Raw genomic sequence first — 7,003 nt, forward strand, 5'->3', positions numbered from 1 at the left:
TAGACTTGTTAAGAAGAGCCGTATGATGGGAGACTATCACGTACGGTTCTGTGAGAGGTTTAGGGGTGAGATTCCCCTTTACCTACTCGACTTTTCTCACTTAAATTCTTTTCCATTAACGTAAATTTTATCAAATTCCTTTGATTTAGGTTTCAATTTTTCATTCACGTACTTTTCCATATCAAAATCTACAAATTTACTTTCTGTAGCTTTATAAAGTGGATGTCTAGGATGTCCTTTTTGTGTCGGCTCTCCAATTATTTTCCATTTTAGATTTAGATGACTCAAACTTGTATATAAACTCGTCATACAGAAAGGAAGATATTCGCGAGATTCAATCAAATCTCCGTAAGCAATCCAAATTGTGTCAATGCCTAAATGTTCAATTGATTTCATTAAAACTCCAATATTTGTTAGTCGTAAATCGTGGTCGATTTCTTTTTCTAAATTATTTGGGTCAGTTGCTCTTTGAGGATAGACATTGTACATAATCCAACCATTAAATCCGTTAAATTCCGATATTCTTTTTACAGATTTTAGCGTATTATCAAGTTCATTTGGTCTTGCTGTACTTGGATTAATTCCGATGCAAGCAACCATATTTTCAGTTTTCTCACCCAAAACATAACGAACAGTATCGGTTGAATTATTGAGGTATAACCATTCAATTGGATTTTCCATTTTTTTATTTATTGTCAATCATTATTGATATTTCGTAAGACCAATCGCTTTCTGCGTAATCCATATTGTTTATTCCAACTTTTATCATCATTCCATTTTCTCCTGAAAATAAATGACCTTTTTGACCTGAAACTTTTTGAAATTTATAGCCCATATTTTCAAATTCAGCAACCCAATTATCAAATTCAGTTCCATTTGGAAGTTTTATAGAGGTTTTTTGAATTTCTGTTGTTGATTGATTGTTAGACATAAATTCAAGAATGATATAATACTCTTTACTTGAAATTTCTTTGCCATAAAAACTCAATTTGGTTTTAATTCCGTTGTCTGTTTCAGTTGATGTTGGTTGAAGTAATTTCCAATTATTAGATTTTAGTTGAGATGATTTTGCAGTAAAATTTTGTTTTGAGAATTTTAAAAAATCAGTCGCATTTTTAGTTTGTCCGATAATAGAATTGGAAAAAGAAAAAAGGCAGATTGTCAAGATTATTAAGTACTTTTTTTTCATTCAGTTTAATGTTTTGTTCTAAAGTTCAATTTTTTGTCAAATGTTGCACAACGGATTTGGCTATGGTTTCGTTGCGTGAAAATCCGCGAGGATTTTCCGCCGTAAACCGAGGATAGCAAATTTGCGAGGACTTTCCGCAAGGAAAGTCAGAAGCAATGAACTATAGCCGTTGTTGTACGTAGTTTTTTTATAACGTTTTTAGTTTCTCAAGAGTTTTATTCTCCTTCACAATCAGATTTTTCTTTTCCGTAAAGAACTTATTTATTTCATTTTTTAGGTCATTTTTAAATAAGTTCACATCTTTTTTCAGAGCTGACAAATTAGTTTCTATAATATCTAAATCGTCTGAAAACTCTTTTTTTAGTTTTTCAATCGTTTCCTCATTTCCTCTAATTTTATTCCAGTTGCTCAATGTAAATTCAAGTCTATTACTATGAATACAAGCTTTTACTGTTTTTGGATTATTTGAACTTGGTGAATAGTTAAACAACTCCTCGTTTCCAATGAAGCTAACTAGGTGATTAACTTGTTCAATTTCGTACTCTTCATTTTTGTCAACTTTTATGTTTTTAGGGAATCGATGACCACTGATTTTATGTTCAGTTATTGAAGATGAAATGGTTTCTTTATTCAAAGTTGGAACCTTTAATGTTACTAAATCGTATTTATATAATATTTTTTCTAATTCTTTATTTATGTCTACGTTCGAGATGTAAATGTCGTTGTATTTTTCAATTTTTTCTAAAATGGACTCTCTTATTTTATTCAAATAAGATTCAATTTTATGTTCCTTAAAAAGTTCAGTTTGTCGGTTTTTTATATACATTTTTTATTTCAGATTTAGTTTGTTCAAATTACGTACAACGGTCTTGTATAAGATTAGTTGCGTGTTTTAAGCACCTAATTTAGCAAATACAGACCGAATAGAAAATCCGCGAGGATTTTCGTAAGTAGGCTTGCACTAGCAATTAATTTTATACGTTGTTGTGCGTAGTATTTATTATTGTTTCTTATCTAATTTTTTCATAAATTTTTGTAATTCTGCTTTATCATCTTCATTCATTTCAGCTGTAGGTTTTTCCGTAATATTTTTTGTTTCGAGATATGATTCTAGTTCACTTTTAGTTCCCATCATAAATCGTTCGGAATTCTCCATTTGTTGGTAATTTGAAGTTAACTTTTCCATTCCAGCCATAAATCCAGTTGATGTTCTTCTAAATATTCTATTTTCAAGTCCATCTGCTTTTTCTGGTATTAGAATTAGCATATGTTTTGGGTCAAGTGGTAGATACAATAAATTATTCGGGTCAAATGGTGCAAATCGAGTAGCTTTCGGATTACTTGCAATAACTGGATTGTCACTAATTATATATTCCAAATTTTCATCTTCTAATTTTACAACAGTAATAGCGTCTATTTGTAAACGAATATTTATTAATTTGAACGCAACCTCTAATTGAGTTAGAATCATATGAGGTTGTCTATCTTCGTTAAATTCCTTTGTAAATTGTTCTAAAGATTTTCCTGCGATAGAAATTTTTTCGCCTTCGAAAGTGAAGTAGTCTTTTCCAGTTTGTTCACATAATTGGAACATTTGGTAAAAAACTCTACTCATAAGGTTTTTACTTGCATTTACCCATTTTGTTGTTCGATAATACATTGTGATTACTGTAGAAATAATCAACTCTCTTTCTTCAGGTGTAACTTCTGTTTTATTTGGGTCAACAAGTATTTCATAAATCGAAGTATAATGTTGCTCAAATTCCTCCGCATAGAATTTTTCGATTGCCATTTTTTGTGCATCAGTTTCTCCAGGCAATGTATAGAAGTCTTTTTCTAACGCAATGTTTTTTTATATTGACTTCAAAGATATCGTTCTTGTCAGTTGAGGAATTCGGTATTGCTGAAATAAAATATTCCTGCCCATTTTGACGAGCAAATCGTTTTAGGTAAGTTCTCGGAACATAATGTTGTCTTTTTACTAAATTTCCTGCCATAGTTTTCGTTTGGTCATATTACGCACAACGGTTCTCAGCTATACGCAGGCAGGGATTTTAACCACTGAATTACCTACGAAGAACTGAACTTTAACTTTACCACTTATCTGTCCTACGAAGCACGAAACCCCTGCTTGCGTATAGGTGATGTTGGCGGTATGTGCTTCTTTTTTAATTTGTTGTCGTCCCATTGTTGGTTTCGGCTAAAACTGTGAAATACTTTCTTATAAATGTTTCAATGTCTGATTGACCTGAACTCCAAACGGTAGAACTAACCCTAAACCGTATGTTTTGGTCTTCAATATTTACAGATATTCCGTCTTGTCCATTGTTTAGATTGTTTTTTTTGATTTCAACGTCATTGAAATCACTAAACACAGTGTCAATTTTATGACCAATGTTACTTATTACTTTTGCATTTCGTTTAATATATTCAATGTCTGGTTCTGTCCCGTCCAATGGCACAACTACTAAAGAATAATTGTCTTTTTGTTCAGTTGCTGTTTTTGCTTGTAAGGGTGTCATAGAAGCGTGTTCCTTGCCTGTTGCCTTTAACTCAACAAGCCAATTATTTATTCTAAATCCTTCACGTTGATTTTCGTTATTAACTAAGTCTGATGATTCTTCAGTTAATATGTAATCACTTCCAAAAGGTTCTCTATGAATATTTATTATGACACCACTTTCTTTAAGTTGCTCAATATATTCTTTAAACAAATCTTCAATAAGCTTTCCTATTGTTTGATTGCGACTAATAAGTTTCCGCTCATTTAATCTTTTTACGTATTCCTTTCTTATGTTGGGGTCATTAAATATTTCTTGAACAAGTTCTGGGTCAGCATCACTTGTAATCATATTCGTTATAGCCTTGTCCCAACTTAATCTTAGTTCGTCTGTTGGCAGTGTGTTTCTAATTAGGTCAGATACACCCACACCAAGTTTGTTTAAAAAATTTTGTTGTCTTGAACCACGAATAGTTTTTACTAAAGTCTCATCTCCTTTAAGTATTTCGGAAAGATTTTTTGATGAAGGAGTTTCACTTACAAATTTCGTTTCAGAACCTTCACTTTCGGTTTTTACATTTACCCAATTGAGACGTTTAGCACGATAAACCCAAAGACAGGTTCTAAATTGTATAGGATTTTCTAATCCTTCGATTGTTACTTCTTGAATATCTGAATCAAATAAGGTGTCTTTTTCTACAGCTTCGGATAGAAGAAATTTAAATCTTTCTAAACTTGACTTTTGTGTTGTGTTTCTCCCGTAAATATGTCCGTCTGTTGCGGTTAAATAGGCAAAGTCGGAATAGGTGATTTTAAATTTATATTTGAGTTGCCCTTCTGCATCTCTTAACACACTAAGGTCAGATTCTTTGATAATTAAATGTTCTAATAATTTTATCGTTGCTGTTTCAGTTTTGGTTACTAAAGGACTTATGTGAATAAATCCGCTCTCATTTAAAAAGTTGTAGTCTGCTTCATTCAAATATTGATTATATATTTCATTTAGGCAGTCTTTGTCCCTAACTAAGCTTGAATACAAAGGAAAGTTTACTTCAAAATATGGCTTTGGAGTAAGTAAAAGGTGTTCGGATTTAGGAAAATGGTCATAAATAAAACTTTCGTCAATCTTTTTACTTGCACCTGTTAGTATCTTCAAATCTTTGATTATTTCTTTATGGTCTTTTAATATTAACCATTTTAAAAACCTTGCATTACACTCCTGATTGGATGACTTAATGAAGTCAGGTTCATCAAGCTCGTTCAATTCGGCTTTTAAATCATTAATGGCATTTTGTATTGTGTAATTTTCAACTCCATTGATTTGCAAAAAATTTATTTCTCTTGAAAATAGTTTGTCAGAAAAATTCAATTGTATTAAGTCGGAAATTGAAATCAATTCATCATCATTGCATTTATCCCAATAAATACCGTCTGCAACCCTAAACTTATTTCTTTGATTTAGGCAGATTTTTATGTCTAATGGGAAATGTCCTTTTATCTTAATTATTAGGGAGTAGAGATTATTCAACCAAGATTTTTTATCTGCTGTAATAGAACTTTCTAATTCTGTAAGTGATTCTTTTTTTTCAATGAATTTGATTAATTCATTTACTCCCCAAACGAATTTTAAGTCATAGGTTTTTTCAATATCGGGTTTAAGTTGTGTAATACTCTCTGATATATGAACCCATTTTAACAATTCTGATGATAGTGGAACTTTAATATCAATAATTTCCGATAATAGCTCCCAAAGTTCTTTTGTGGTGTTTTCTTTTTCAGTGAAAGGAATTGTAAATTCATTTAGAGATGTGAATTTGTTATCAGCCCCGTGGTAATTAATAATTTCTTTTGCGGCAAGTAAATTAATCGTTGAGGATTTAATAGTTGTAAGCCATTCTTGGTCGACCCATTTGAGGTCTTTGGAAATCTTGAAATCAAACAATTCGTAGATACCAATTATTTTTTTGGTTTTAAATAATTCTGCGAATGCCTGTAAGCTATCAGATAATGCTTTACTAATTATTTCTTTATTGTTTGATTCGTTTCCGCCTTCTGTTGCTTTTTTTAAATAAATTCCATCACGTTCTACCCTTGGGTCAAACTGAGTTGAATTGATAATAATTGGTATTCCAATTTCTTCAGTTCCAATTAGTGGAAATGTGTAATATAGTCTTGGATAATTTTTTGTTAAAGGAAAAATCTCTTCACTGCCGTTCTTTTCTTGGGTTATTATACAAGCATCAAATTTTTCATCTTTTTGAATGTAAGCTTTTAGACAGGTATTTACAGAACCATCAATCAGTGTTGTGATTTCCCATTCGTTAATTGAACCCAATTCGTAGGTTTTGATTAGGGTCTTTGAGAATGTCTTTGACAAACCGTTTTCAACTACAATAACTGATTCAATTTGCTCATTGAAAAGTTGAGTAATTGGGATTAATTCATCAAGACATTGTAATCCAACTTTTGCTGTTAATTTTCCTTTCTCTCCTAAATTATAAGTGAATTTAGTTTGAAATTCATCTTCTTCTAAATAGCTTAATTCTCTAATTGATTCATCAAATTGTTTGTTTGATTCTTGCTGTAATTCATAGAAATGCTCATTGTTTGTTGCGTTTCTGTTTAATAAAAAATGAAAGCTACCTTGATTATTTGTAAGTTGTCCCGTTATATAAACTTCTTTGGAAAGAAGATATGTTGTCATAAAACCTGTTCCAAACCTACCTGTCTTACCTTCTTTGTTGTTTTTTGAAGAGCCTTGTATGATTAAACTTAGAATGTCATCCAACTCGAATGGATTTCCTGTATGTGAAAATGAAATTTGATTTTCAGAAATTTCAATTTTTACTTTAAGATTTTGATTTTCTTCTACCGAGTCTTTTGCATTTTGAAGTAATTCCCAAAACCAACGCTTCTCATAATCTTCTCTTTCATTTTCTCTGGCAACAATATCCCTGTAAACACTATCAGCGTGTCGGATTTCTGCAATCTCTTGTCGTCTTTGTTGTATTTGTTCTTTTTGAATCATTGTCTGTCAAAATGAAATGATTGTTATTGTTTAGCAGGGTCTTGGTAGCATTACCGCCAACGGCATCGGCTATGAGTAGTTGCGTGGGTTAGCACTTAACTTTGCAAGTACACACCAAACTGAAAATCCGCGAGGATTTTCAGAAGTAGGCGAGAACAAGCAATTACTTATAGCCATTGTTGTAGCTAGTTGTGTGTCCTGCGTTACTTGGGGATACAAGATAGTGATTAAGTTCATTGAAAACAAGTAACATAACTGTAATTGAGATGAGAGTCTCATTGGTATT

6 protein-coding genes are annotated in these 7,003 nt (G+C 31.6%); all 6 read right to left on the reverse strand.

The window, feature by feature from the left end; genetic code table 11:
* Positions 1–96: 96 nt before the first annotated feature.
* Positions 97–681: a DUF1643 domain-containing protein gene (locus ACSSV5_RS12045; RefSeq protein WP_454246071.1), complete on the reverse strand. Its 585-nt coding sequence runs from the start codon at positions 679–681 to the stop codon at positions 97–99.
* 4 nt (positions 682–685) lie between these two features.
* A complete protein-coding gene (locus ACSSV5_RS12050) occupies positions 686–1,189 on the reverse strand; it encodes a hypothetical protein (RefSeq protein ID WP_454246072.1) in 504 nt (167 codons plus the stop codon).
* 187 nt (positions 1,190–1,376) lie between these two features.
* Positions 1,377–1,958, reverse strand: a complete 582-nt coding sequence (locus tag ACSSV5_RS12055; protein WP_454246073.1) for a hypothetical protein — start codon at positions 1,956–1,958, stop codon at positions 1,377–1,379.
* Between the two features lie 231 nt (positions 1,959–2,189).
* Positions 2,190–3,008, reverse strand: coding sequence for a DUF4238 domain-containing protein (locus tag ACSSV5_RS12060; protein WP_454246074.1), 819 nt, complete (start codon positions 3,006–3,008; stop codon positions 2,190–2,192).
* The gene (locus ACSSV5_RS12065; RefSeq protein ID WP_454246075.1) at positions 2,992–3,186 is read right to left on the reverse strand and encodes a DUF4238 domain-containing protein; all 195 of its coding nucleotides are present in this window, start codon (positions 3,184–3,186) and stop codon (positions 2,992–2,994) included. The genes ACSSV5_RS12060 and ACSSV5_RS12065 overlap by 17 nt, the downstream gene beginning before the upstream one ends.
* Positions 3,187–3,357: 171 nt before the next feature.
* Positions 3,358–6,717, reverse strand: a complete 3,360-nt coding sequence (locus tag ACSSV5_RS12070) for a sacsin N-terminal ATP-binding-like domain-containing protein (protein ID WP_454246076.1) — start codon at positions 6,715–6,717, stop codon at positions 3,358–3,360.
* Positions 6,718–7,003: the final 286 nt, after the last annotated feature.

It is taken from the genome of Psychroflexus sp. MBR-150 (assembly GCF_053628795.1).

What these genes read in the sequence shown, in the direction of transcription:
- ACSSV5_RS12070 (WP_454246076.1), bottom strand. Translation starts at nt 6,717, where the DNA reads ATGATTCAAAAAGAACAAATACAACAAAGACGACAAGAGATTGCAGAA.
- ACSSV5_RS12045 (WP_454246071.1), bottom strand. Translation starts at nt 681, where the DNA reads ATGGAAAATCCAATTGAATGGTTATACCTCAATAATTCAACCGATACT.
- ACSSV5_RS12050 (WP_454246072.1), bottom strand. Translation starts at nt 1,189, where the DNA reads ATGAAAAAAAAGTACTTAATAATCTTGACAATCTGCCTTTTTTCTTTT.
- ACSSV5_RS12065 (WP_454246075.1), bottom strand. Translation starts at nt 3,186, where the DNA reads ATGGCAGGAAATTTAGTAAAAAGACAACATTATGTTCCGAGAACTTAC.